Source organism: Micromonospora sp. NBC_01405 (assembly GCF_045040155.1).
Taxonomy (GTDB): Bacteria; Actinomycetota; Actinomycetes; order Mycobacteriales; family Micromonosporaceae; genus Micromonospora.
In genome coordinates, this window is sequence record NZ_CP109532.1 from 4,218,318 (window position 1) to 4,241,826 (window position 23,509).

22 protein-coding genes and 1 pseudogene are annotated in these 23,509 nt (G+C 72.9%); 19 read left to right on the top strand and 4 right to left on the bottom strand.

Going from position 1 to position 23,509, the window contains the following annotated elements:
• Positions 1–60: 60 nt before the first annotated feature.
• The 9 genes and pseudogenes from pepN to OG559_RS18420 all read left to right on the top strand — a co-directional run.
• Positions 61–2,577, top strand: coding sequence for an aminopeptidase N (gene pepN / locus OG559_RS18380; RefSeq protein ID WP_405105357.1), 2,517 nt, complete (start codon positions 61–63; stop codon positions 2,575–2,577).
• A gap of 172 nt (positions 2,578–2,749) precedes the next feature.
• Entirely contained in the window at positions 2,750–3,346 is a 597-nt protein-coding gene (gene nadD / locus OG559_RS18385) for a nicotinate-nucleotide adenylyltransferase (RefSeq protein ID WP_396675059.1), read from the top strand.
• Positions 3,347–3,456: 110 nt separating this feature from the next.
• Positions 3,457–3,867, top strand: a complete 411-nt coding sequence (gene rsfS / locus OG559_RS18390) for a ribosome silencing factor (RefSeq protein WP_387025074.1) — start codon at positions 3,457–3,459, stop codon at positions 3,865–3,867.
• Positions 3,864–4,493, top strand: a complete 630-nt coding sequence (locus OG559_RS18395) for a histidine phosphatase family protein (RefSeq protein ID WP_405105359.1) — start codon at positions 3,864–3,866, stop codon at positions 4,491–4,493. Before rsfS ends, OG559_RS18395 begins: the two co-directional genes overlap by 4 nt.
• Before the next feature lie 47 nt (positions 4,494–4,540).
• Positions 4,541–5,401 (top strand): DegV family protein, encoded by an 861-nt coding sequence (locus OG559_RS18400; protein WP_405105361.1) that lies wholly within the window; start codon positions 4,541–4,543, stop codon positions 5,399–5,401.
• Positions 5,402–5,976: 575 nt separating this feature from the next.
• Entirely contained in the window at positions 5,977–6,747 is a 771-nt protein-coding gene (locus OG559_RS18405; protein ID WP_405116767.1) for a helix-hairpin-helix domain-containing protein, read from the top strand.
• Positions 6,744–9,149 carry a ComEC/Rec2 family competence protein gene (locus OG559_RS18410; RefSeq protein ID WP_405105363.1) on the top strand — a complete coding sequence of 802 codons (2,406 nt, stop codon included), beginning with the start codon at positions 6,744–6,746 and terminating at the stop codon, positions 9,147–9,149. Before OG559_RS18405 ends, OG559_RS18410 begins: the two co-directional genes overlap by 4 nt.
• A gap of 123 nt (positions 9,150–9,272) precedes the next feature.
• Positions 9,273–10,253 (top strand): DNA polymerase III subunit delta, encoded by a 981-nt coding sequence (holA, locus tag OG559_RS18415; protein WP_405105365.1) that lies wholly within the window; start codon positions 9,273–9,275, stop codon positions 10,251–10,253.
• Positions 10,254–10,267: 14 nt separating this feature from the next.
• Positions 10,268–10,582 (top strand): annotated as a pseudogene (locus OG559_RS18420) (hypothetical protein); the annotation flags it as partial.
• Positions 10,583–11,034: 452 nt separating this feature from the next.
• Here the strand turns inward: OG559_RS18420 and OG559_RS18425 are convergent.
• Positions 11,035–11,337 (bottom strand): helix-turn-helix transcriptional regulator, encoded by a 303-nt coding sequence (locus tag OG559_RS18425; protein ID WP_405105367.1) that lies wholly within the window; start codon positions 11,335–11,337, stop codon positions 11,035–11,037.
• Between the two features lie 65 nt (positions 11,338–11,402).
• Here OG559_RS18425 and map point away from each other — a divergent pair, with 65 nt between their 5' ends.
• The gene (gene map / locus OG559_RS18430; protein ID WP_405105369.1) at positions 11,403–12,179 is read left to right on the top strand and encodes a type I methionyl aminopeptidase; all 777 of its coding nucleotides are present in this window, start codon (positions 11,403–11,405) and stop codon (positions 12,177–12,179) included.
• A gap of 134 nt (positions 12,180–12,313) precedes the next feature.
• On the opposite strand, the gene rpsT is transcribed toward map, so the two are convergent.
• Together rpsT and OG559_RS18440 are read right to left on the bottom strand one after the other, a co-directional pair.
• Positions 12,314–12,580 (bottom strand): 30S ribosomal protein S20, encoded by a 267-nt coding sequence (gene rpsT, locus OG559_RS18435; protein ID WP_396671444.1) that lies wholly within the window; start codon positions 12,578–12,580, stop codon positions 12,314–12,316.
• A gap of 113 nt (positions 12,581–12,693) precedes the next feature.
• Positions 12,694–13,722, bottom strand: a complete 1,029-nt coding sequence (locus OG559_RS18440; RefSeq protein WP_405105371.1) for a phosphotransferase family protein — start codon at positions 13,720–13,722, stop codon at positions 12,694–12,696.
• Positions 13,723–13,814: 92 nt separating this feature from the next.
• On the opposite strand from OG559_RS18440, the gene OG559_RS18445 reads away from it, so the two are divergent.
• The 9 genes from OG559_RS18445 (at position 13,815) to OG559_RS18485 (ending at position 22,315) form a co-directional block, all read left to right on the top strand.
• On the top strand, positions 13,815–14,402 hold the full coding sequence (locus OG559_RS18445) for a DUF4240 domain-containing protein (RefSeq protein WP_405105373.1): 588 nt from the start codon (positions 13,815–13,817) through the stop codon (positions 14,400–14,402).
• 85 nt (positions 14,403–14,487) lie between these two features.
• The gene (locus OG559_RS18450) at positions 14,488–15,021 is read left to right on the top strand and encodes a DUF4240 domain-containing protein (protein WP_405105375.1); all 534 of its coding nucleotides are present in this window, start codon (positions 14,488–14,490) and stop codon (positions 15,019–15,021) included.
• A gap of 122 nt (positions 15,022–15,143) precedes the next feature.
• Positions 15,144–17,021: a translation elongation factor 4 gene (lepA, locus tag OG559_RS18455; RefSeq protein ID WP_405105377.1), complete on the top strand. Its 1,878-nt coding sequence runs from the start codon at positions 15,144–15,146 to the stop codon at positions 17,019–17,021.
• Positions 17,022–17,332: 311 nt separating this feature from the next.
• Positions 17,333–17,620, top strand: coding sequence for a GlsB/YeaQ/YmgE family stress response membrane protein (locus tag OG559_RS18460; protein ID WP_350887192.1), 288 nt, complete (start codon positions 17,333–17,335; stop codon positions 17,618–17,620).
• 317 nt (positions 17,621–17,937) lie between these two features.
• Positions 17,938–18,219, top strand: a complete 282-nt coding sequence (locus tag OG559_RS18465; RefSeq protein WP_405105379.1) for a GlsB/YeaQ/YmgE family stress response membrane protein — start codon at positions 17,938–17,940, stop codon at positions 18,217–18,219.
• Between the two features lie 211 nt (positions 18,220–18,430).
• On the top strand, positions 18,431–19,720 hold the full coding sequence (locus tag OG559_RS18470; RefSeq protein WP_405105381.1) for a sugar ABC transporter substrate-binding protein: 1,290 nt from the start codon (positions 18,431–18,433) through the stop codon (positions 19,718–19,720).
• Complete coding sequence (locus tag OG559_RS18475) at positions 19,717–20,703, top strand: carbohydrate ABC transporter permease (protein WP_387025046.1); 987 nt, start codon at positions 19,717–19,719, stop codon at positions 20,701–20,703. The genes OG559_RS18470 and OG559_RS18475 overlap by 4 nt, the downstream gene beginning before the upstream one ends.
• Before the next feature lie 11 nt (positions 20,704–20,714).
• Positions 20,715–21,548, top strand: coding sequence for a carbohydrate ABC transporter permease (locus OG559_RS18480; protein ID WP_405116769.1), 834 nt, complete (start codon positions 20,715–20,717; stop codon positions 21,546–21,548).
• A gap of 122 nt (positions 21,549–21,670) precedes the next feature.
• Complete coding sequence (locus tag OG559_RS18485) at positions 21,671–22,315, top strand: MOSC domain-containing protein (protein WP_405105383.1); 645 nt, start codon at positions 21,671–21,673, stop codon at positions 22,313–22,315.
• Positions 22,316–22,387: 72 nt separating this feature from the next.
• On the opposite strand, the gene OG559_RS18490 is transcribed toward OG559_RS18485, so the two are convergent.
• Positions 22,388–23,290 carry a phytanoyl-CoA dioxygenase family protein gene (locus OG559_RS18490; protein ID WP_405105385.1) on the bottom strand — a complete coding sequence of 301 codons (903 nt, stop codon included), beginning with the start codon at positions 23,288–23,290 and terminating at the stop codon, positions 22,388–22,390.
• Positions 23,291–23,509: the final 219 nt, after the last annotated feature.

Sequence of the window (23,509 nt, forward strand, 5' to 3'; positions counted from 1 at the left end):
TCCTCCATCGCAGAACGTGATGGGAAACGAGTGTGGTTTCCCATCGGGCAGGATAAGCGGATGCCGAGCCTGAGCCATGTAGAGGCGACCGCGCGTGGCGCGTTGATTACCGTCGAGTCCTACCAGGTGGACCTCGACCTGACCGGTGGCGGCGGGCAGTTCCGCTCGCACACCACGATCCGCTTCCGGGCGACCCCCGGGGCGGAGACGTTCGTCGAGGTCAACCCCGCGAGGCTGCTGGCCGTGCGCCTGAACGACCGGGACCTCGACCCCGGGGTCCTCACGGGCAACCGGCTTCCGCTGGCCGGGCTGGCCGAGGCCAACACGCTCGTCGTCGAGGCCGAGATGGCGTACTCGAACACCGGCGAGGGGCTGCATCGGTTCGTCGACCCCGCCGACGGCGGGACGTACCTGTACGCCATGTCCTTCCTGGACAACGCCCAGCGCGTCTTCGCCGCCTTCGACCAGCCCGACCTGAAGGCCCCGGTCACCCTCGCCGTCACCGCCCCTACGGAGTGGACGGTCGCGGCCAACGCCGAACCGGTCGCCACCCCCCGGCCGGGGCGTTGGGAGTTCGCCCCGACGGCCCCGCTGGCACCGTACCTGGTCACGCTGATCGCCGGGCCGTGGCACGTGCGCCGGGCCGAGCACGACGGCGTCGCGCTGGGCATCTGGTGCCGGCGGTCGCTGGCGGAGCACCTGGACGCCGACGCCGAGGAGATCCTCACCATCACCCGGCAGTGCCTGGACCGGTTCCACGAGCTGTTCGCCGAGCGCTACCCGTTCGGCAAGTACGACCAGGCGTTCGTGCCGGAGTTCAACGTCGGCGCGATGGAGAACCCCGGCCTGGTGACCTTCCGCGACGACCTCGTCTTCCGCTCGGCGGTCACCGACAGCCAGCGCGAGCAGCGGGCCACCACGATCGCCCACGAGATGGCGCACATGTGGTTCGGCGACCTGGTCACCATGCGCTGGTGGGACGACCTGTGGCTGAACGAGTCGTTCGCCGAGTACCTGGGCACCCGGGTCACCGCCGAGGCGACCCGGTTCGACCAGGCGTGGACCACCTTCGCGCTGCGCCGCAAGGGCTGGGGGTACGCGGCCGACCAGCGCCCGTCCACCCATCCCGTCGCGCCCGAGGAGGTCGCCGACTCGGCCCTGGCGCTGCTCAACTTCGACGGCATCTCGTACGCCAAGGGCGCCAGCGTGCTGCGTCAGCTCGTGGCGTGGTTGGGCGACGAGGCGTTCCTGGCTGGGCTGAACGCGCACTTCGCGGCGCACCGGTTCGGCAACGCCACCCTCGCCGACCTGCTCGGCGCACTCTCCGCCGCCAGCGGCCGGGACCTGTCCGGCTGGGCCGGGCGCTGGCTGCGCCGGGCCCAGGTGAACACCCTGCGGGCCGAGGTCACCGTCGACGCCGACGGCCGGTACGCGCAGGCGGCGATCGTGCAGACGGCCCCGGCCAGCCACCCCGTGCTGCGCCCGCACCGGATCGGCGTCGCCCGGTACGCCGCCGACGGCACGGTCACCCGGGACGAGGTCGACCTCGACCCGGACGCCGACGGGGGCCGGACGGTCCTCACCGGTCTGGTCGGGCAGCCGGCCGCCCGGCTGCTGCTGCCCAACGCCGGGGACCTCACCTTCGCCAAGATCCGCCTCGACCCCGCCTCGGCGGACGCCGTACCCCTGGTGCTGCCGACCCTGACCGACCCGCTGGCCCGGGCCCTGCTCTGGGGTGAGGCGCTGGACGCCGCCACCGACGGCGAGCGGCCGGTCGCCGGGCTGGTGGGGCTGGTCGACGCCGCGCTGCCCGGCGAGACCGAGCTGAGGGTCGTGGAGGACGTGCTGCTGGCGGTCCGGCCGCTGGTCGACCGCTACCTCGACCCGCTGGCCCGGGAGGCGGCGCTGCTCCGGCTCGCCGGGGCCTGCGAGCGGATGCTCGCCGCCGCAGGCCCGGGCGGGTCGCGGCAGTTGGCCGCCGCGCGGGCCCTGATCGGCGCGACCACCGACATCGACCTGCTGACCGGCTGGCTGGCCGGCCGGGGCGTGCCCGACGGGCTGGCCGTGGACACCGAGCTGCGCTGGTCGGTGCTCGGCCGGCTGGTGGTGCTCGGCGCGGCCGGGGAGGCGGAGATCTCCGCCGAGGCGGCGGCCGACCTGAGCGCCGCCGGCGCTGAGCGGGCCGCCGGCTGCCGGGCCGCGCTGCCCGACCCGGCCGCCAAGGCGGCGGCGTGGGAGGCCGTGGTGCGCAACACCGAGCTGTCCGTCCGGCTGGTCGAGGCCGCCGCGGGGGGCTTCTGGCAGCCCGAGCAGGCCGAGCTGACCGCGCCGTACGTGTCGCGGTACTTCGCCGACATGCCGGCGGCGTGGCCCCGGCGCACCCCCTCGGCCGCCGAGTCCGTCGCGCACCTGGCCTTCCCCCGGTACGCCGTGGCGCAGCCCACCCGGGACCTGGCCGCGGCGTTGCTGGCCCGCGACGATCTTCCCGCCGGCCTGCGGCGGGTGGTCACCGACCTGGACGACGACCTGCGCCGGGCCCTGGTGGCCCGCACGGCCGTGGCCGCTGCCGCTGCCTGACCCGGGCCCTTCCAGCCCGGCCCCGGTCCGCCCGGTTCCGTCCTGTTCCCGCCGTCCCCTTCCGATCCTGCCCGTCGCGATCCGTCCCGGTGTCGCCCGGTTCGTTTCCGCCCGGCCCGTCCCGGTTCGAGGGCCCGGTTCGGGCCGGGCGGGGCCGGCATACGATCTCCGGATGGAGGAAGACACCCGCCGGGTCGGGATCATGGGCGGCACCTTCGACCCGATCCACCACGGTCACCTGGTGGCCGCCAGCGAGGTGGCGGACCGGTTCGGGCTGGACGAGGTCGTCTTCGTGCCGACCGGGCAGCCGTGGCAGAAGGCGGACCAGTCGGTCACCCCGGCCGAGGACCGCTACCTGATGACGGTGATCGCCACCGCCTCCAACCCCCGGTTCCAGGTCAGCCGGGTGGACATCGACCGGGGCGGGCCGACGTACACCGTCGACACGCTTCGCGACCTGCACGCCCAGTACGGCCCGAAGGTGCAGCTCTACTTCATCACCGGGGCGGACGCGCTGGATCGCATCCTGTCCTGGAAGGACCTGGACGAGATCTTCGAACTGGCCCACTTCATCGGGGTCACCCGCCCCGGGTTCGAGCTGTCCGCCAAGCACCTCCCCGCCGACACGGTCAGTCTGGTGCAGGTGCCCGCGATGGCGATCTCCTCGACCGACTGCCGGGACCGGGTGGCCCGGGGGGAGCCGGTGTGGTACCTGGTGCCCGACGGTGTGGTGCAGTACATCGCGAAACGACGGCTCTATCTCGGGTGATCGCGCCGGATACGCGCCTTATTGTCCGGGAAATCGACCAGAACTGACAGGTCGTCGCGTCGCCGGGTGTGAGACGCTTGGAGCGTCGCACGGTTGATCGAAGGAGAACGGTGACAGTTTCCGAACGCGCACACGAGCTGGCGATGGCCGCCGCCCAGGCTGCGGCCGACAAGAAGGCGCAGGACATCGTCATCATCGACGTGGGTGAGCAGCTCGCCATCACCGACGCGTTCCTGCTCGCCGCCGCCCCCAACGAGCGTCAGGTGCTGGCCATCGTCGACGCCATCGAGGAGCGGCTGCTCGAGCTGCCGGAGAAGGCCAAGCCGCTCCGGCGCGAGGGCGAGCGGGGCGGCCGGTGGGTCCTGCTCGACTACGTCGACGTCGTGGTGCACGTCCAGCACACCGAGGAGCGCGAGTTCTACGCCCTCGACCGGCTGTGGAAGGACTGCCCGCAGATCCCGTTCGTCGACCGGGACCTGGTCGAGGCCGAGGCCTCCGCCGGACCCACCGCCGGCGAATGACCCGACTGATCGTCTGGCGGCACGGCAACACCGACTGGAACGCCACCGACCGGGTGCAGGGACAGACCGACGTACCGCTCAACGACCTCGGCCGGGAGCAGGCCGCCGTCGCCGCACAACTGCTCGCGGCGCTGCGTCCCGACGCGATCGTGGCCAGCGACCTGAGCCGCGCCGCGGACACCGCCGCCGCCCTGGCCGCGCTCACCGGGCTGCCGGTGCGCGCCGACGCCCGGCTGCGCGAGCGGCACTTCGGCCAGTGGCAGGGGCTCGCGCGCACCGAGGCGGCCGAGCGGTACCCGGACGAGTACTCCCGTTGGCGGGCCGGCGACCCGGACCCGGGGGCGGACATCGAGAGCCTCGATGACCTCGGCAAACGGATCGGCACCGCCCTGCAGGACGCGGTCGACGTGGCACCCGGCGGCACGATCGTGGTCGCCACCCACGGCGGTGGGGCCCGGCAGGGCTGCGGGTACCTGCTCGGCTGGGACCACACGGTGCTGCGGGCCATCGGCCCGCTGCAGAACTGTCACTGGACCGAGCTGCGGCACAGCGAATCGCGGGGTTGGCAGCTGCTGGCCCACAACGTCGGCCCGGTCACCCTGCCGGCTCCCGCCGAGGCGGTCTGACCACACGGTCCCGGGCGGTCGGGGCCGACATCGGCTACCGTGCCGGCATGCCCGTCGCGGTCGTCACCGACTCCACCGCCTACCTTCCGCCCGAGCTGGCGCAGTCGCACCGGCTCACCGTCGTCCCGCTGACCGTGGTGCTCAACGGTGCGGAAGGGCTGGAGGGCATCGAAACCTTCCCTGAGGACGCCACCCGGGCGTTGGGTGGTCGCCGGGTCTCCGTCAGCACCTCCCGGCCGTCCCCGGAGCAGTTCGTCGGGACGTACCGGGAGCTGCTCGACGCGGGCGCGGACGCGGTGGTGTCGGTGCACCTGTCGGCCGAGCTGTCCGGGACGGTGGAGGCGGCCCGGCTGGCCGCCGCCGAGGTCGGCGACCGGATCGTGGTCGTCGACAGCCGCTCCACCGGCATGGGCCTCGGCTTCCCGGCGCTCGCGGCGGCCGAGGCCGCCGCCGGGGGCGCCGACCTGGCCGGGGTACGCCGGGCGGCGGTCGACGCCATCGACCGCACCAGCATTTTCTTCTACGTCGACACGCTGGAGTTCCTGCGCCGGGGCGGCCGGATCGGCGCCGCCGAGGCGCTGTTCGGCACCGCGCTGTCGGTGAAGCCGATCATGCACATGCCGGACGGGGCGATCGTGCTGATGGACAGGGTGCGCACCGCGAGCCGGGGGGTGGCCCGCCTGGTCGACCTGGCGGTCGGCGCGGCCGGCGACGCCGACGTGGACCTCGCCGTGCACCACCTCGCCGCCCCGCAGCGTGCCGAGCAGCTCCTCGCCGCGCTCACCGAGCGGCTCGGCGACCGGCTGCGCTCGTCGTACGTGACGGAGGCGGGCGCGGTGGTGGCCGCGCACGCGGGCCCCGGGCTGGCCTGCGTGGTCGTGCACCGCCGGTCCGGTGCTGTCGGATGATCCGTTCTGCCAGCCAGGGTCCGCGCGCCTGTCGTCTTGCACCTCGCCCGTCACGGCCCGGTCGCGGCCGACGAGCCGGCGGCCGGCTGACCCGCTAGCCGTAGCACACGACTGGCATGATCAGGCGTTCGTCCACAAGGGGCCTCGTTGTCCACAGGCGAGGGCAGCGGGTACGCCCGCCGGCCTAGCCTCGCGTCGTGTCAGACGACGAGGAGACGGTCGTACGGCGGCGGTTGCGCTGGCTGGCGGCCGGGCCGACCCCCACCGACGACCTGCCGCCGGTCGGGGACGGTTTCCCGGCGGAGCCGGCCGGGAGTGAGGCCCATGTGGCGCCGCCCGAGGGCCGGCGGGCACCGGCGGGTGATCGGTCGGCCGAGTGGCCGACGGTGCTGCCCCCGGAGGACCGGTGGGCCCCGGCCAGCGGCCCGGCGGCCGAGCGGCCGGTGCCATGGCCGGGTCGGGCGGGCCCCGGGCCGCGCCGGCGCCGTGCCCCCGGGCCCGCGCGCTCACCCGGGCACCCGTCACCCGCCGGTGGCCCGGGGCCCGAACCGTCGCCGTCCGTCAACCCGCTCGCCGTGGCTGGTCCGGAGCCCGCGTCGTCGCCGGTCACCGCTCTCTTCGCCGGTCGCCCGGGTTCCTCCAGCGGGCACGGTGACGGTTCCGGGCCCGGCGACGAGCCGACGTCCGAGGAACGGCCGTCCCGGCTTCCGGGTCCCGGCGCGTTCGACCCCGGGCGGCGGGGGGTGCGGGCGCTGGCGGTGGTCGCCGTGCTGGTGGTGCTCGGCGCGGGCTTCTGGGCGTGGCAGTCCCGGCCGCAGGCCGAACCGGTCGGGGCCGCCCCGTCCGTCGCCCCGGGTTCCGGTGGGCCGGAGGAGGCCCAGCCGGGGGCCGGCGGGCCGACGCCGGGCGGTGAGCTGGTGGTGGCGGTCGCCGGCAAGGTGCGTCGGCCGGGGCTCGTCCGGCTGCCGGCGGGCTCCCGGGTAGCCGACGCGGTGCAGGCGGCCGGCGGTGCGCTCCCCGGGGTGGACGTGGCGCTACTGAATCCGGCCCGCAAGGTGACCGACGGAGAGCTGATCCTGGTCGGCGTGCCCGCCCCGGCGGGCCAGCCCGGTGCCGCGCCCGTCGCGCCCGGCGGGGGCCCGGGGGTCGCCGGAGGCCGGATCAACCTGAACACGGCCACCCTGGCGCAACTGGACGCGTTGCCCGGGGTTGGGCCGGTGCTCGCCCAGCGCATCCTGACCCACCGGGACCAGCACGGGGGGTTCCGCTCCGTCGGCGACCTGCGTCAGGTGGAGGGCATCGGCGACGCCCGGTACGAGCAGCTCAAGGAACTGGTGACGGTGTGAGCGGCCCGCCGGGACCGGACGCCGGTCCCACGGCCGACGGGGGGAGCATTCCCGATCTGCGGCTGGCCGGGCTGGCGGTGGCCGCCTGGCTGGCCGCGCTGGCCAGCCTGCACCTGGATCCCCGCGCGGCGGCGCTGCTCGCGACCGGTGCCGCCGGGCTGGCCGCGCTCACCGCAGCCCACCTGCTCGGCGCGCTGGGCCGCCCGGCGGCCCCCGTGCGTCGCTTCGGGTGGATCGCGGTGGCCCTGCTGCTCGGTGTGGTCTGCGGCGCGGCGGCGACCGCCGCCCGGCTCGTCGTCCGGGACGCACCCGCCGTCCGGTCCCTCGTCGACGACCGGGCCACGGTCGACGCCGAGCTGGTCGTCCGGGACGACCCGCGCCCGGTCCGGGGCGTGGCGGGTCGGCCCGCCACCCTGCTGGTGCGGGCCGACCTCGTGGCCCTGACCGGCCCCGACGGGGCGCGGGTCGCCGCCCCGGTGCGGGTGCTGGTGCTCGCCACCGACCCGGGGTGGCGGGGCCTGCTGCCCGGGCAGCGGCTCACGGCCGAGGGGCGGTTGGGCGCGCCGCGCGGCGGTGACCTGACCGCCGCCGTGCTCACGGTGCCCGGTCCGCCGACGCCGCACGGCCCGCCGCCGTGGTCCCAGCGCGCCGCCGGCGTACTGCGCGCCGGCCTGCAACGGGCCTGCGCGCCGCTGCCCGACGAGCAGGGCGGGCTGCTGCCCGGCCTGGTGGTCGGCGACACCAGCCGGCTGCCGTCGGCGGTCGAGGAGGACTTCCGGGACACCGGGATGACCCACTTGAATGCTGTCTCCGGTTCCAACGTCGCGATCGTCGTGGGCGCGGTGCTGCTGCTGGCCCGCTGGTCCCGGGCCGGTCCCCGGGTGGCCGCCGGGCTGTGCGCGCTGGCCCTGGTCGGCTTCGTCATCCTGGTCCGCCCCTCGCCCAGCGTGGTGCGCGCCGCCACCATGGGCGCGATCGGCCTCGCGGCGCTGGCCGTCGGCCGGCCCCGGGCGGCCCTGCCGGCGCTCGCCGCGGCGGTGGCCGGGCTGGTGCTACTCGACCCGGATCTGGCCGGCGACCCCGGGTTCGCGCTGTCCGTGCTGGCCACCGCCGGCCTGCTGTTGCTCGCCCCCGGGTGGCGGGACGGCCTGCGGCGGCGGGGCGTGCCACCGGGGCTCGCCGAGGCGCTGGCCGTGCCGGCCGCGGCGCAGGTGGCCTGCGGCCCGGTGGTGGCCGGGATCTCCGGGACGGTGAGCCTGGTCGCCGTACCGGCGAATCTGCTGGTGGTGCCGGCGATCGCGCCCGCCACGGTGCTCGGGGTGGCGGCAGCGGTGCTATCCCCGGCCTGGCCGGCGGGCGCGGAGTTCGCGGCCTGGTTGGCGAGCTGGCCGGCCTGGTGGCTGGTCACGGTGGCCCGATACGGGGCGCGGCTGCCGGCGGGCGCGGTGCCCTGGCCGGGCGGGATTCCGGGGGCGCTGCTGCTGGCCGGGCTGACCGTGGCGCTGCTGGTCGCCACCCGTCGGCCGCTGGTCCGCCGGCTGGTGGCGGTGGTCGCGGTCGCCGTGATCGCCGGCACCCTGCCGGTCCGGCTGGTGGCCGCCGGCTGGCCGCCGACCGGCTGGGTGGCGGTGGCGTGCGCGGTGGGCCAGGGCGACGCGCTGGTGCTGCCGGCGGGCACCGGCCGGGCGGTGGTGGTCGACGCCGGGCCGGACCCGGCGGCCGTGGACGGCTGCCTGCGCCGGCTGGGCGTACGGGAGGTCCCGCTGCTGCTGTTCAGCCACCTCCACGTCGACCACACCGGCGGGGTGGCCGGGATCTTCCGGGGCCGGCGGGTGACGGCGGTGCGCACGCCGCAGTGGCCCGAGCCCGCCGCCGGGCGGGAGTTGGTGCGCACCGCCGCCGCGACGGGCGGGGCGGGGACGGCGGCGGCCACGGCGGGGTGGACGTACCGGGTCGGCGGGCTGGAACTCGTCGTGCTCGGCCCGCCGTACCCGCTGCGGGGGACCCGGTCCGACCCGAACAACAACTCGCTCGTACTGCGCGCCACGGTGGCCGGGGTGCGGATCCTGCTCGCCGGGGACGCCGAGACCGAGGAGCAGCGGGCGCTACTCGACCGGGCACCGCCCGGCGGCGTACGCGCCGACGTGCTGAAGGTCGCCCACCACGGGTCGGCGTACCAGGAGCCGGCGTTCCTGGACGCGGTCCGGCCGAGGGTCGCGCTGGTGCCGGTGGGCGTCGGCAACTCGTACGGGCACCCGAACGCCGCCGTGCTCGCCCGGCTCGCCAGGGGCGGGGCGCGGGTGCTGCGTACGGACACCGACGGTGACGTGGCGGTGGTGTTGGGGCGGGACGGAATGGCCGTGGTGAGTCGGGGCCTCGCCCCGGGACGACAGCAGCGCTGAGGACCGAAGGTTATTGGCGGCATTGGCGGGAGATAAAAGTAAATGTCTGGATTTGCGCTGAGTGCGAGCTCCGCCTTCTGCGGCCTCGACGAGCAGGCACGATCCCGGGGGCGGCGTGCGAATATGGGCGGCGTGACCGCCGCCGACCTCGCTCCCATTCTGCTCGTCCTCGGCGACGAGGAACTGCTCGCCACGCGCGCGGTGGCCGAGACCGTGGCCAGGGCCCGCAGCGTCGATCCCGACGTCGACGTCCGGGAGTATCAGGCCGGGGCGCTGGCCGTCGGTGAGATCGCCGAGATGCTCAGCCCGTCGCTGTTCGGCGGTCGGCGGGTGCTGGTGCTGCGCTCCGGCCAGGACGCCCGCAAGGACCTGGCTGCGGCGCTGCTGGCGTACGCGAAGAACCCGGACCCGGACGTCCAGCTCGTCGTGCTGCACCTCGGGGGAGCCAAGGGCAAGGCGTTCGCGGACGGGCTGCGGGCGGCGGGCGCGACGGTGGTGCCGGCCGCGAAGCTCAAGGGGCACCGCGAGCGGGTGGCCTTCGTCCGCGAGGAGATCCGTCGGGCCGGCGGCAAGTGCACCGACGACGCGGCCGAGGCGCTCATCGCGGCGGTCGGCAACGACATGCGCGAGCTGGCCGCCGCGTGTTCCCAGCTGATCGCCGACACCGACGGGCGGATCGGGGCCGACACCGTGGCCCGCTACTACAAGGGACGGGTCGAGGTGAGCGGCTTCACCGTCGCCGACGCCACCCTGATCGGCGACGTGCCGGCGGCGCTGGAGGCGCTGCGCTGGGCGCTGCACGTCGGCGTCGACCCGGTTCCGATCGCCGACGCCCTCGCGGACGGCGTCCGCACCGTCGCCCGGGTCGCCGCGGCGGGGCGGGGCGACCCGTACCAGCTGGCAGGCACCCTCGGCATGCCGGCCTGGAAGGTCAAGAGCGCTCAGCAGCGGGCCCGGGGCTGGACGCCGGAGGGCCTCGTGCAGGCGATGCGGGCCGCCGCCGAGTGCAACGCGGCGGTCAAGGGTGGCTCGGACGATCGCGCGTACGCGCTGGAGCGGGCGGTGTTCTCGGTCGCGGCGGCCCGGCAGGGCGGCGCCCGGTGAACCGGCCGGTCCGGGTGTCGTGGGCGACGGTCCCCTCCGCCCAGGAGCGGTACCGCCCCCTCTACGCCCGGGCCCTCGGCCTGCGCTTCGTCAACCCCGGCGGTGTGCTCTGCTTCCTTTTCTGCGAGGGAGCCGTCGCGCTGGCCGTCCTGCTTGCCCTGGCCGAGCTGGTGACCTGGTGGGCGGTGCTCGTGCTGCCCGCCGCCGTGGCGGCGATGGTCAAGCTGAACGACATGGTGGCGGAGGCGGTGGTCCGGACGGCCGCGCTCGTGCCGGAGCAGGAGCGGGACCGGTTCCGCCGGCAGATGGAGCCCGTCATCGGGCGCGCCACGGTCCACGGCGTCGGTGGCCGTCCGGGGGCGGCCGGTCACGCTGACCGGGGTGGGGCTGGTCAGGCGGGCGCTGGTCACGCGGGCGGGGGCGCTGGTGGCCGGGGCGCGATCGGTGTCGCCGGCTCGCCCGGTGCCGGCCCGCGCGACGCTCCGGGTTCGGCCTCGCGGGCCATCCCGGGCGTTCTCGTCCATCCCGAGCCGGCGGGGCGCGCAGAACGGCCCCGCCACGGCCTCCGCCGCGCGGAGCCCGGCCTCCCGGACCACACCCTCCCGGACCACACCCCCGGCCCCCGCCCCTGATCCGGGCGCGGGCCGCCGCCTCGGGGCGGCCTTTTCGCACCGAGCCCGTGCCGCGCTGTCCTAGCTGTACTGGCCGGGGACGTTGATGGAGAGCTGTGCCCCGGTGTTCTCTGTCGTCGGCAACTGCAACGGAGCTGCGGGGTCGGGACTCACGAGGCCAACCGCCCACCTGCGTAGCGACCTGATCTTGCGAGTTCGGCCCCGCCGTCTGACTGGTTGATCTCCGACCACACCGCATCGAGGGAGAGGCCGAGGACGTCGGCGATGGCAGCGATGGTCGGGAAGGCAGGGGTGGCTACGCGACCGGACTCGATCTTCCGAAGAGTCTCCGGCGAGACACCTGCTTCCAGGGCGGTGACGAGCATCGAACGCTCCCCCCTGGCTCGACGCAGGAGGGCGCCGAGGCGCTGCCCGCGCTCGACCTCTGCGGGGGTGAGCGGCAACCTGACCATGCTCCGATTCTAGTACCGGGATAATATGGCCGGGATATTTATTGGCCGCGCGAGGAAGGCGCTGCATGATCGAGATCCTGAGTCCCACAGACCTGGTGCGAGCGAAGGACGCCGGCGCCCTGGTCGGCGGCATCCTGCAGACACTGAGGAGCCGCAGCACGGTCGGCACAAACCTCTTGGACATCGACCTGTGGGCCCGCAGCATGATCACCGAGGCCGGGGCGCAGTCCTGCTATGTCGACTATGAGCCGCCCTTCGGACGTGGGCCGTTCGGCCACTACATCTGCACGTCAGTTAACGACGCTGTGCTCCACGGACTGCCGCACGACTACCCGCTTGCCAACGGCGACCTGCTGAAGCTCGACCTCGCTGTCTCCCAAGGCGGAGTTGTCGCTGACTCCGCCATCAGCTTCATCGTGGGCGACGTCAAGCCCCCGGAGAGCATTGCGTTGATCAACGCGACCGAGCGTGCACTGAGCGCAGGGATAGCCGCGGCCGGTCCCGGAGCTCGCATCGGTGACATCTCCCATGCCATCGGCTCGGTCCTCAGCGAGGCGGGATATTCGATCAACACCGAGTTCGGCGGTCATGGCGTCGGATCGACGATGCACCAGGACCCGCACGTCTCGAACACGGGGCGGCCGGGTCGCGGATACAGGCTGCGCCCTGGGCTGCTGTTGGCATTGGAGCCATGGGTCATGGCGGACACCGCCGAGCTCGTCACCGATGCCGACGGCTGGACACTCCGAAGCGCGACAGGCTGCCGGACAGCGCACAGTGAGCACACGATCGCCATCACCAACGATGGAGCCGAAGTCCTCACCCTGCCGAAGCAGGCGTAACCGTGAGGTGACGGCCTTCCGCGTTCCCCGTGCGCAGGAACCGGAGCCGGCGCGCGGGGGAGGCCGGTGCGGACACACAGAAAGCCGGAAGCCCCGGTTGACCCGGGGCTTCCGGTCAGGTCTGTGGACGCCGGTCAGGCGGCGAGCGAGGTCACGCGCTTGGCGATCGCCGACTTGCGGTTCGCCGCCTGGTTCGAGTGGATGACGCCCTTGCTGACAGCCTTGTCCAGCTTGCGCGAGGCATCCTGCATGAGGACGGTGGCCTTCTCGGCGTCACCGGCCGCCGCAGCCTCGTGGAACTTGCGGATGGCGGTCTTCAGCGACGACTTGACCGACTTGTTACGCAGCCGGCGCTTCTCGTTCTGCCGGTTGCGCTTGATCTGGGACTTGATGTTCGCCACGCGACAGCCTCGTCTTGATAGCTCGGTATGGTCTGCATTCCGCTGCGACGAGCATGCGTCATCGCTGCGCGAATAGCCAGGCTACCAGGTCCGCCCGGACGAGCCAAAACGGCTCACTTCCGCAGCCCGGGGGTGGTTGGCTCCCGGCCCTCCGGCGCCGCCGCCCAGCCCTGCCGGACGGCGAGCCAGCCCAGCGCCTGCCCGCCGCTCCAGCGCTGGTGCGCCCGGATGTGCGGGGACGCGCTCGTCGGCCCGGCGGCGGCCGAGGTGAGCAGGTAACCGGAGAGCGCGGCGAGGGTCACGTCCAGGGCGTCCGGGGGTGCGCCGGCCGCCGCGGGGTGCCCGGCGAAGAGCCCGTCGGCGTCCAGGCCGCTGGCGTGGGCGGTGATCAGCAGGCTGACCAGGTCGAACCAGGCCGGCCCGTGGCAGGTCCAGGTCCAGTCGCAGAACCACGCCCGGCCGGTCGGGTCGACGAGTACGTTGTCCAGCCGCAGGTCGCCGTGGGCCAGGCCGCCGCGTTCGGCGTACCGGGGCAGGCGCGACTCCAGCGCGACCAGCTCGGGCAGCCGGTCCCGGGCCGAGGGCGGCAGCTCCGGGGCCGGCTCCCGGCCGGCGGCCACCTCGCCCCACCAGAGGATGTCCTCCCGTGCCAGGTCGGCGAGCCGGGGCAGGCCGAGCCCCAGCAGCTCGGGGGGAGGGTCGGCCAGCGCGGCGGCCACCTCGGCGTACCCGGCCAGGGTCGCGTCGAGGTCCGCCGGGGTCCACGGCAGCGTGGGCGTGCGACCGTCGATCGCGTCCAGGCCGAGCGCGTACCAGCCGGCCGCCGCCACCGCCCAGCGCGGGCGGGGGACCGGCAGGCCGGCGGGGAGCCGGTCCAGGACTGAGGCCTCCCGGGCGTACCAGTCGACGAGGTGCCGCTGCTCGGTCAGCGACGCCGCCTTGACGAAGGTCCGCCGCCCGGCGGCGGTCTCCAGGACGGCGGCGAAGCCCCGGGTGAACCCCGCGCCGGCCACCCGGGCCACCGCCACCGGACCGCCCAGCCGGGCGGTCACCGCCGCCCGCAGGCCGGCCGGCAGTTCCGCCCAGCCGGGGCGCAGCGCGGTCGCGTCGTACGGCACCGGGGGAAGTGAGATCGGGACCATCCGACCATGCTGCCCCACCCGCGCCCGGCGCTCCGTTCGCCGGGTGCCGTGAGCAGGCCAAGGATGTCGTACCGCCGCGCGATGATGCCGGCATGGACACGGAGGGATTCTGGGCGCTGGTGGAGGCGTCCGCCCGGGCCTGTGGCGGCCCGGACGAGCGGCTGACCTGGCTCACGGAACGGCTCGCCGGCCTCCCCGCGACGGAGGTGGTCGACTTCCAGCTCCGGCTGGACGAAGCCCACGCCCGGGCTGACACCACGCTGCTCTGGGTCGCCGCGCTGCGGATCTGCGGCGGGCTCTGCTCCGACGACGGGTTCCGCTACTTCCAGGCGTGGCTGGTCGGGCTGGGGCGGTCGGTCTTCGAGCGGGCGGTGGCGGCCCCGGACACCCTGGCCGACGTTCCCCAGGTGCGCCGGCTGGCCGGCCGCCCCACCCGCGAGTGGTCCGACGACGAGTGGCCGGACTGGGAGTCCCTCGACTACGTGGCGGACGAGGCGCACGAGCGGATCACCGGCGTCGCCGAGGGCCTGGAGGGCGCGGTGCTCGCGCGCGGCGGCGAGCCGGGCGACGACTCGCCGGACCCCGGCGACGAGCCGGAGGAGTCGGACGATCCGGCCGAGTTCGCCCGCCGGTACCCACGCCTGGCGGCGATGTTCCCGCCCGTGCCCGCCCGCCTGTGACCCGCGGCGTCCGCGGTGCGGCGCGGGACCGCCGCGACCCGCGCGACCGCCGCGGCGGCGGCCGGCTCTGTCAGACTGCCAACCCATGAGGACCGACGACTTCTGGCAGTTGATCGACCGGGCCCGGGCCGGCGGGGGCGGGGCGGCCGGCCCGGTCGCAGTCCGGGCCGTGGCGTTGCTGGCCGAGCGCGACGCCGCCGACATCGTCGGGTATGCGCAGCACCAGCGCCGAGTCATGGCGGCGTCCCACCGGGCCGATCTCTGGGGCGCGGCCTACCTGATCAACGGGGGCGCGTCCGACGACGGGTTCGAGTACTTCCGGGGCTGGCTGATCACCCAGGGCCGGGAGGTCTTCGCCCGCGCGGTGGCCGACCCGGACTCGCTGGCGGCGCTGCCGCAGATCCGTCAGGCGGCGCTCACCGGCGAGGAGTTCGAGGCCGAGCAGATGCTCACCGTCGCCGAGGAGGCGTACCGGAAGGCGACCGCCAGCGAGCTGCCGGCGGTGCCGGAGACGCCCTACCCGGAGCTGGGCGAGTTCTGGGACTTCGACGACGAGGAGGAGGCCCGCCGCCGGCTGCCGAAGCTCGCCGCGCTCTTCGTCGAGCCGCCCGCGGAGTGAGCCGCCGGCCGCGCCCCGGGCGGCGGGAGGAGTGATCCGACCGGGCTCGGGGCGACGTGGGAGCATAGAGGGGGCCGGCGTCGCGTCGGCCCGCTCACGTCAGCCGACCAGAACGGACCGCTGTGTCACCGACGCTCGATTCCGGCGCGAACGCTCCCGGTGCCACCGACCCGGCGCGCATCCGGAACTTTTGCATCATCGCCCACATCGACCACGGGAAGTCGACCCTGGCCGACCGGATGTTGCAGCTCACCGGCGTGGTCGACCCCCGGCAGATGCGCGCGCAGTACCTCGACCGGATGGACATCGAGCGCGAGCGCGGCATCACCATCAAGAGCCAGGCTGTCCGGATGCCGTGGACGGTCCGCGAGGGCGACCGGGTCGGCGAACAGGCCGTGCTCAACATGATCGACACCCCTGGCCACGTTGACTTCACCTATGAGGTGTCCCGGTCGCTCGCCGCCTGCGAGGGCGCGGTCCTGCTGGTCGACGCTGCCCAGGGCATCGAGGCGCAGACCCTGGCGAACCTCTACCTGGCGCTCGAGAACGACATGCCGATCATCCCGGTGCTCAACAAGATCGACCTGCCGGCCGCCCAGCCCGAGAAGTACGCCGAGGAGCTGGCCCACCTGATCGGCTGCGATCCGGCGGACTGCATCAGGGTCTCCGGCAAGACCGGCGTCGGCGTGCCGTACCTGCTCGACGAGATCGTCCGGCAGCTCGTCCCGCCGGTCGGCGACGCCGACGCGCCCGCCCGGGCGATGATCTTCGACTCGGTGTACGACGTCTACCGGGGCGTGGTCACCTACGTCCGGGTGATCGACGGCCGGATCGGTGCCCGGGACCGGATCAAGATGATGTCCACCGGCGCCGTCCACGAGTTGCTGGAGATCGGCGTCATCTCGCCGGAGATGGTGAAGGCTGACGCGCTCGGCGTCGGCGAGGTGGGTTACCTGATCACCGGCGTGAAGGACGTCCGCCAGTCCAGGGTCGGTGACACGGTCACCATCAACGCCAGGCCGGCGACGCAGGCGCTCGGCGGCTACAAGGACCCGAAGCCGATGGTCTACTCCGGCCTCTACCCGATCGACGGGTCCGACTACCCCAACCTGCGCGAGGCGCTGGACAAGCTCAAGCTCAACGACGCCGCGCTCGACTACGAGCCGGAGACCTCCGGCGCCCTCGGTTTCGGCTTCCGGTGCGGCTTCCTCGGCCTGCTGCACCTGGAGATCATCCGGGAGCGGCTGGAGCGGGAGTACAACCTCGACCTGATCTCCACCGCGCCGAACGTGGTCTACCGGGCCATCACGGAGGACGGCCAGGAGATCGTCGTGACCAACCCGAGCGAGTACCCCGCCGGCAGGATCGCCGAGGTGTACGAGCCGGTCGTGCGGGCCACCGTGCTCACCCCGAACGACTACGTGGGCGCGGTGATGGAGCTGTGCCAGGGCCGCCGGGGCAACCTGCTCGGGATGGACTACCTCTCGGCCGACCGGGTGGAGCTGCGCTACACGCTGCCCCTCGCGGAGATCATCTTCGACTTCTTCGACCAGCTCAAGAGCCGTACCAAGGGCTACGCCTCGCTGGACTACGAGCCCTCGGGCGAGCAGGCGTCCGAACTGGTCAAGGTGGACATCCTGCTGCACGGCGAGCCGGTGGACGCGTTCAGCGCCATCGTGCACAAGGACAAGGCGTACAACTACGGCGTCACCATCGCCGCGAAGCTGCGCAAACTGATTCCCCGGCAGCAGTTCGAGGTGCCCATCCAGGCTGCGATCGGCAGCCGGGTGATCGCCCGGGAGACCATCCGGGCGATCCGCAAGGACGTGCTCGCCAAGTGCTACGGCGGTGACATCAGCCGCAAGCGCAAGCTGTTGGAGAAGCAGAAGGAGGGCAAGAAGCGGATGAAGATGGTGGGCCGGGTCGAGGTCCCGCAGGAGGCCTTCATCGCCGCCCTGTCCTCCGACGACGGCGACGGCAAGGCCGCCGGCAAGAAGTAGCCGCGCCACCGCTCCCCGGGAGGTCAGGCCACCGTGGGTGACCGCGACGGACGCCCACCCAGGCCGGCCCGGGGACGGGCGTCCGGTCGTACCGGTAGGAATTTTCCGGGTCCGGCAGCGCGCCCCGCGGGGGCGGTGGGAGCCCTTCCAGCTGGCCTTTTCCCACCCTGCGGGTGGGCGGAGAGGGCGGCGACATCGACGTGCGGCAGCAGATCGGCGGCGAACCCGGTTTGAATTTTCGGGCCCTCGGGAACTTAGCGGTCACGACAGCAACAACACCGTTGTGACACATCTTTAGGAGGAGGGCGACCGTGGAGCTCACCGTTTGGGGCATCATCACCGCACTCATTGTTGGTCTCATCATCGGCGCTCTGGGCCGCCTGGTCGTCCCGGGCCGGCAGAACATGCCGATCTGGCTGCACATGCTGATCGGTGTCGGCGCCGCCCTGCTCGGCACCGTGCTCGCCCGCGCCATGGGCATCGCCACCGAGACGGCCGGGATCGACTGGACCGAACTGCTGGTGCAGGTCGTGCTGGCCGCCGTCGCCGTGGCCCTGGTCGCCGGTGTCGGCCGTCGCCGTAGCGTCAGCCACCGGTAACGGCACACCGTTTTCTCCCGAAGGGCGCCCGACCACAGCGGTCGGGCGCCCTTCGCGTGCGTCCGGCCTTTCCGCGCCCGTGCCGAAGGCGTGGGGAAAGTGGGCACGAGTTGTCCCTTGTCAATGTGGGATCCGGTGTGCCGGCCGGGCCCGGGAGCGCGCCGAGGGCTGCCGCGTGCGGCCTGAGCTGCTCAGACGTTCCGAGTGGCGGGCATCCATCGCAATGTCCGAGGGGTGGGTTTGGATTTCCGGTGGGTCGGGAACTTAGTTGTCGCCACAGCAAACAATACTTGTGAAGCTTTCTGAGGAGAACGACCATGACCGTTACCGGAATCATCACCGCGCTCATCGTCGGTCTGATCGTGGGCGCCCTGGGCCGCCTGGTCGTCCCGGGCCGGCAGAACATGCCGATCTGGCTGCACATGCTCGTCGGCGTGGGCGCCGCCCTGCTCGGCACCGTGCTGGCCAACGCCGTCGGTATCTCCACCAACACCGCCGGGGTTGACTGGGCCGAGCTGCTGGTCCAGGTCGTCGTCGCCGCCATCGCGGTCGCGATCGTGGCCGGCGTGGGTGGTCGCCGCAGCGTCTCCCACCGGTAACAGCCACCGTCTCGTCAGCGGGCGCCCGACCTTCTCCGGTCGGGCGCCCGTTCGTCTGCGTCCCGCCCGGTTCGGTCCACGTCGGACTGCCGCCGCGCCCCCGCTGCGGTACGGTCGCCTCGCTTCCAAGTCGCCCCTGTCGTAAAGGAATTTTTCCTACTAGGGTGCGGCGGAGAAGGTTAGTGCCAGGACGGCGCGAGGGAGATGTGGCGTGAACAGGTGGAAACGGCTGGCCCCGGTCACCGCCGTGGTGGCGTCGGCCGCGATGGTGCTCACCGGTTGCGGTGGCTCGGGGGACGACAAGGCCGCCGACAACAGCAAGCTGACGGTCTGGATGATGGGCGAGGGCAGCGCGGCGCAGACCGCCTTCCTCGACGGCGTCGAGACCGAGTTCAAGAAGAAGCACCCCGACACCGACGTGGTCGTGCAGTACATCCCCTGGCTCGAGGCGCCCAAGAAGTTCCAGGCGGCGCTCGCCGGCGGTGAGGGACCCGACGTCACCGAGCTGGGCAACACCGAGACCCAGGGCTGGGCCGACCAGGAGGCGCTGGCCGACGTCACCGGCAAGTTCGGTGGCTGGGCCGAGGGCAAGGACATCCTCCCCGACCTGGTCAAGAACGCCCAGCTCGACGGCAAGCAGTACGGCGTGCCGTGGTACGCCGGCGTCCGCGCGCTGTACTACCGCACCGACTGGTTCGCCGAGGCCGGCGTGAAGCCGCCGACGAGCTGGGACGAGCTGGTCGCCACCGCGAAGGCCGTCCAGGCGAAGAAGCCGGGCACCTACGGCATCGCGCTGCCGGGCAACTCGGAGCTGCCGTTCTACTCCTTCCTCTGGGGCGCGGGCGGCGAGATCGCCACCAAGCAGGGCGACACCTGGAAGTCCGGCTACAACACCCCGGAGGCCCAGAAGGCGGTCAAGTTCTGGACCGACATGGTCACCGTGCACAAGGTCGCCCCGCCCGCCGCCGCCGGCTGGAACGAGATCGACGCCCGGACCCAGTTCGCCACCGGCAAGGCGGCGATGGCCTTCGGCGGTAGCTGGCAGGCCGGCGCCATCAAGAAGGACAACCCCGACATCGAGAAGGTCTGGGGCACCTTCCCCATCCCCGGCCCGGACGGCAAGCCGGCCCCGGCCTTCGCGGGCGGCTCGGACATCGCCCTGTGGAAGGACAGCAAGAAGCAGGACCTCGCCTGGGACTACCTGACCGTGCTGCTGAGCAAGCAGAAGGACAAGGAGTTCGCCAGCAGCCTCGGCTTCTTCCCGGTCTACTCCGACCTGGTCAGCGGCGGCGAGTACGCCAACGACAAGCTCATGGCGGCGTTCGCCACGACGATGCAGAACACGAAGCTGACCCCGCTCACCCCGAAGTGGGTCGAGGTCAGCCGTACCAAGACGGTGACCCAGGCCATGAACAGCTCGGTCATCAAGGGTCAGAAGACGGTCGAGAAGGCCACCGCCGAGGCGGCTGCCGAGATGGAAAGCATCCTCAACGCGAAGTGACCACGCTGATCCAGGCGCCGGAGACGTCCGCCGCGCGGGAGAACCCCGCGCGGCGGCGTCGCCGGGTGGACCGCCTGCCCTACCTGCTGCTCCTGCCCTGCCTGGTGATCATCGGCGTGCTGCTGCTGTGGCCGCTCGGCCAGGTGGTGGCGATGTCCTTCTTCCGGCTGAACAACGTCCGGCAGCTGCGCGGCGACCGGGAATGGCCCTGGGTCGGGTTCGGCAACTACGCCGAGATCCTCGGGGACCCGTTCTTCCTGACGGTGCTGCGCAACACGGTCCTCTTCGCCGTGGCCAACGTGGCGCTGACGATGGTCCTCGGCACCCTGGTCGGGCTGCTGCTCAACGGGCTGGGCAAGCGGATGGCCACCTTCGTCGCGAGCTGCGTGATGCTGGCCTGGGCCACCCCGGCGCTGACCGGCACCATCGTGTGGAAGTGGATGTTCGACGACACCTCCGGCCTGGTGACCTGGCTGTTCAACGCCCTGCCGGACGGGCTGTCGAACGCGTTGTTCGGGCGCGCCGACTGGACCGGCTACGGCTGGTTCAACTCGCCGCTGATGTTCTTCTCGATCCTCACCCTCGTGGTGGTCTGGCACTCCTTCCCGTTCATCGCGGTCAGCGTGCTGGCCGGGCTCAAGAGCGTGCCGGGCGAGCTGCACGAGGCGGCCCGGGTCGACGGGGCCGGGCCGTGGAAGGTGTTCTGGAAGATCACCTTCCCGCTGCTGCGCCCGGTCTTCGGAATCCTGGTGGTGCTCTCCACCATCTGGGACTTCAAGGTCTTCACCCAGCAGTTCGTGCTGGCCGGCGGCACCCAGGACCGGCCGACGTTCATGTTGTCGATCTACTCGTACGCCGAGGCTTTCTCCCCGCCCCCGAAGTACGGCCTGGGCGCGGCGATCGCGGTCATCCTCACGCTGATCCTGCTCCTGGTGACCGGGGTGTACGTGCGGATGGTGCTCAAGCAGGAGGAGGAGTCGTGAGGCGCGGCGCGGTGGTGAAGCGGGTCGCCCTCAACGGCGCGGGCCTGCTGGTGGCGCTCTTCGCGGCGTTCCCCGTCTACTGGATGATCGCGACGTCGCTCAAGCCGAACCGGGAGATCTTCTCGGCCACGCCCCGGCCGGTGCCGGCCAACCCGACGCTGGAGCACTACCGGGAGATCCTGACCGGGAACCTGATTCCCGGCGTGACGTTCGGGGACTTCTTCCTCAACAGCGTCCTGGTGGCGGTCTCGACCGTGGTGCTCAGCAGCCTGGTCGCGCTGCTGGCGGCGACCGCGGTGGCCCGGTTCCGGTTCAAGCTGCGGACCAGCTTCCTGATCATGCTGCTGGTGGTGCAGATGATCCCGCTGGAGGCGCTGGTCATCCCGCTGTTCCTGATGATCCAGCGGCTGGGCCTCTACAACACCCTGCCCAGCCTGATCCTCACCTACCTCGGCTTCTCGCTGCCGTTCGCGGTCTGGATGCTGCGCGGCTTCGTGGCCGCGGTGCCCAAGGAACTCGAGGAGGCCGCGGCGATCGACGGGGCGAGCCGGGTGCAGATCTTCCGCCGCATCCTGTTCCCACTGGTCGCGCCCGGCCTGGTGGCGACCAGCATCTTCTCCTTCATCACCGCCTGGAACGAGCTGATCTTCGCGCTGACGTTCATCAACGATCAGGACCGGTACACCCTGCCGGTGGCGATGACGTTCTTCTTCGGCCGGGACGACACCGCGTGGGGGCCGGTGATGGCCGCCTCGACGCTGTTCACCCTTCCGGTGATCATCTTCTTCCTGCTGGTGCAGCGCCGGATGGTCTCCGGCCTGGTGGCGGGCGCGGTCAAGGGCTGAGGCGCGGGCAGGGGCCGGCCGGGCGCGTGAGCGTCCGGAGGGGACCCTGCCCGTCGCCCGGCGGCGCGGCCTCCGCCGTTGCGGGGACGGCGGTCGCCGGTGCCCGGACGTAGGCTGACGCCATGACAGGCAGGCTGGTGGCGGTGAACGTCGGCGTGGTGACCGAGGCGGAGTGGGCGGGCGACGCGAGCGGCCGCAGCGGGATCGACAAGCGACCGGTCGACGGGCCGGTGCTGCTGCGGGCCGACGGCGTCGAGGGGGACTTCATCGGCGAGCGGGCCCACCACGGCGGCCCCGACCAGGCGGTCTACGCGTACGCCGAGGAGGACGCCGCCTGGTGGGCGGCCGAGCTGGGCCGGGCCGTCCGGGAGGGTGGCTTCGGCGAGAACCTGACCACGTACGCCGTGGACGTGACCGGGGCGGTGATCGGGGAGCGGTGGCTGATCGGCTCGGCCCTGCTCCAGGTGACCAAGCCGCGCACGCCGTGCACCACGTTCGCCGGGTTCTGGGGCGTGCCCGACCTGATCAAGCGGTTCACCGTGCGGGCCGCGCCCGGGGCGTACCTGCGGGTGCTGCGGGAGGGCGAGGTCAGCGCGGGCGACCCGGTCGAGGTGGTGGACCGGCCGGCGCACGGGATCACCGTCGGCGAGGTGTTCCGGGCCGGCACCCTGCAGCCGGAGCTGCTGCCCCGGCTGCTCGACGTCCCCGAGCTGCCGGAGTCGGTCCGGGAGAAGGCCCGCCGCCGGCTCGACGCGGGGCGGGCCTGACCGCGCCGGGCGTGCGGAAGGGCCCCCTGGCGTGCGCGACGCGCGCCGACAGAGGGCCCTTCGCCTATCGCGTCAGCGGAGCCAGGGGATGTTGCGATCGAGCTGGCCGCGCTCCTTGAGCTCCTTGCGCAGCGGGATCTCGTCGTCGACGTACCCGTTCCAGTTGATGCCCCAGTAGTTCGCGGTGTGGGTGCCCTCGCCGCAGAGCTGGCGCTGCACCGGCGTGCGGTTGGCCCACCACTCGCTCTCGGGGTCGATGTGCAGCTCGTCGAGGGGGCGGATCCACCGGTAGGTGTAGCCGACGAAGAGCATCTTGCGGGTGATCGTGGAGAGGTTCGTCGACCGGGAGTGCCACTGGCGGCGGTCGAAGATGAACGCGTCGCCCGGCTTGGCGGTGATCTCCACCGTGCCCTCCGGGTCGGGGTTGTGCACCGTCAGGTCGTTCGGCCGGGGCAGCGAGTTCCACAGGTGGCTGCCCGGGATGACCTTGGTCGCGCCGCGCCCGGTCTCCGACAGGTCGGAGAGCACGTACGCCACCTTCAGCGAGAACATCGGCCGGGGCAGGTTCGGGTCCATCGTCTCCGGGTCGGAGTTCTGCCGGTACCCGTCCTGGTGCCAACCCCAGTACGGCTTCTCCGGCTCCGCCGCCGGCGGGGTGACGTCCAGGTGGTTGTGGTGGGTGTAGATGTTCCACCCGGCCAGGCCCCACATGTACGGGAAGGCGATCGGGTGGGTGAGCAGGTTGCCGAAGAGCTCGTCCCGATCCAGGAAGCCCAGCAGGTGCAGGGTGCCGTCCTTGGTGGTCTTGCCCTTGGCCTTTTCCTCCGCGTAGACGCGGTCGACGGCCTCCTCCAGGGCGGCCCGGTGGTCCTCCGTCAGCACGTTCCGCAGCAGGAGGAAGCCCTGCTCGTGGAACTCCTTGCGATCGGTGTCGCTGATCGGTTCGTAGCCGGTCCGGCCGTCGTAATCGAACACCGCGTAGTACCCCTCCCCATGAGGAAACCATCTCTGGCCCAGGCAGCCGATGGTACTGCGCCGGCATCGGGGGTGGCGCCGCGCCCGGCCGGGGCCGGGCGGTCACCCGACGATCGGCAGTCGGTCGGGCGCGGAGGGTGACAATTGGGTGCCAACCCGGGGAATTTGCCCTCTATGCCGGATTGCGCGGTCACCGTCGGTGGGGAGATCCGGGGACGA